1 protein-coding gene and 1 pseudogene are annotated in these 1,993 nt (G+C 69.6%); both read right to left on the bottom strand.

Translation table 11 applies throughout. The annotated features are described in order from the left end of the window. Positions 1–1,128: 1,128 nt before the first annotated feature. Positions 1,129–1,584, bottom strand: a complete 456-nt coding sequence (locus FMEAI12_RS39070; RefSeq protein ID WP_235015118.1) for a hypothetical protein — start codon at positions 1,582–1,584, stop codon at positions 1,129–1,131. A 58-nt stretch (positions 1,585–1,642) separates the two neighbouring features. After that, positions 1,643–1,903 (bottom strand): annotated as a pseudogene (locus FMEAI12_RS39075) (protein kinase); the annotation flags it as partial. Between the last annotated feature and the right edge of the window lie 90 nt (positions 1,904–1,993).

Genomic DNA, 1,993 nt, shown 5'->3' on the forward strand with positions numbered 1-1,993 from the left:
TTCGTCTACTGGGCCATGATCCGCACGATGGCCCACCGGCTCGCCCGCGGTACCCCTGTCCCACGCTGGACCCCCAGGAAGGCCACGGAGAGTTAATAGCCATCAAGATTCAGGACAGGTACTGAGAAGCGCCCGCCCACGCCCGCCGAGGCGCCGTGCGACTCCCCGCCGCCGCTGATCAGCAGCGACTCGGCCGAGCCGATCCTGCACTGGACGGTTCCGGCGACCGCCAGCGGCCTGTCGTGGCGGCCGCGGTGGCCATGTGCAGCTGCTCGGCCTCGATGATTTGACGAGCCAGATCCTGTTCGGAAATGCAAATTTATAAATAAAAATGACTGATTCGTGGAAGGCGGTCCGGGAGGGTCGGGGTGGCTCACGATCCGGCGTCCCTGCTCCGCTCCCACGCCGAGCCACGCGGCGATGTCGTTCGTCGTCCACACGGGGACGTGGCTTAGTTGTGGTCACAGCAAAAGCCTGGCGGGTGCAGCTGATTTAACCCGCTACTGTGGGTTATCCCTCCCAGTGGGGGCGGCCCCGCCCGGTGTTAGCAGCACCGGAACGGGGCCTCGATCCGAACCCTGCCAAACCAGGAGCCCGAACCGTGCCATCCAGCATTCCACAACGCTCCGCCGTCTCCGCGATGTACTCCCACGTTCGCACGCTCACGCTCGTCCCGACCGCCGTCGGCGGCCGGCTCGTGTCCGTGCGTGTCCTGCGTTCAGTCCTGCTCGCGATCGCCCTACTACCTCGACGCGGCGGACTGGTCGGGAGCGTTCCCGTCGATGCCCACGCTGGCCGCGCGGGCCGAGGTGTCCGTGTCCACCGCCCGGCGCGCGGTGCGCGGTGCGCGCCCTGGAGGCGGCCGGCGTCCTGGTCACCGAGCTCGGTGGCGGCCGCCGGTCGAACCGGTACCGCCTGGTCCGCCCAGCGCCAGCGCCGGTTCCGGTCCCGGTGGTCGGTGACGCGGTGGCGGGGGTCTCCGCCTGCCGTGCCGCGCTCGTCGCGGCCGGACGGGGCCGAACTGGTGGCGCCCGGTAGTAGGGCGCCGCGTTGGTCAGATTCTCCGGGTGGCGAAGCGCGCGGGCTCGCGCATGACGGTGGGGCGCCGGTCTCGGTGGCCTCGGGTCCTCAGCGCAGGGTCGAGGTGATCCACGACTCGCAGGTGTCGGCGCTCTGGTGGTTGGTGTCCCATTTGCAGCCCTGCCACCGGAAGGAGAGGATCTCCGACTGGACACCGGCGATGGAACCCGACCACTCGACCGGGTCGCAGTCCCCGGAAAGATATTTGCTGCCCTCACGCGGGTTCCCCTGCGAATCCTGGTAGGCGTACTGGACGTAGATGCTCCAGGCGTCGCCGCAGGCGACATCCTTGACCGTGAAGGAGTTGCGGCCCTTCTCCAGGTTGGCGGTTCCACTGTTGAACCAGATCCAGCCGGCAGTGCCTCCGGCGCCGTGGAGGACGAGCTGGCTGGTCGTCCCGCCGTCCGGGTCGGGCGGCGGGCGGGTGGTGGGCGGCGCCGGTGCGGCTGGTGGCGCCTGCGGGGCCGGTGCCTGTGGGTTCGGTGTGGGGCCGGGGGTGGGCACGTCGCAGCAATGGCCGCAGGGCTTCCGGCACGCCGTCGAGGTCGGGCTCGGCGTTCAACCTGCGCAGCGCGGAGGTAACCGGCGTGTTCACCGGCGAGCCGGCGAACGGCTGGCGCCCGGTCGCGGCGAAGGCCACGCAGAGGGCCCACGCGAACACATCCGCCGCTGGCCCGGCGTGCTCGCCGAGGAGCTGTTCGGGCGCCATCCAGGCGGCCGTTCCGATGACGTTCCCGGTGTCGGTCAGTGCCGTCTCGTCGAGAGCGCGGGCGATACCGAACTCGATGACCGGGACACGTGGCGCGCAAGCCCTGTCCTTCAGGGCAGGGTTAGCGCATCAACAACGGGGCGGCAGGGAAGTTGGCTATTCTGTCGGGTGTGGGTTCTCGGGTGGTGAAGCGGGCATATCGTT

It is taken from the genome of Parafrankia sp. Ea1.12, from assembly GCF_900465275.1.
Lineage (GTDB): Bacteria > Actinomycetota > Actinomycetes > Frankiales > Frankiaceae > Parafrankia > Parafrankia soli.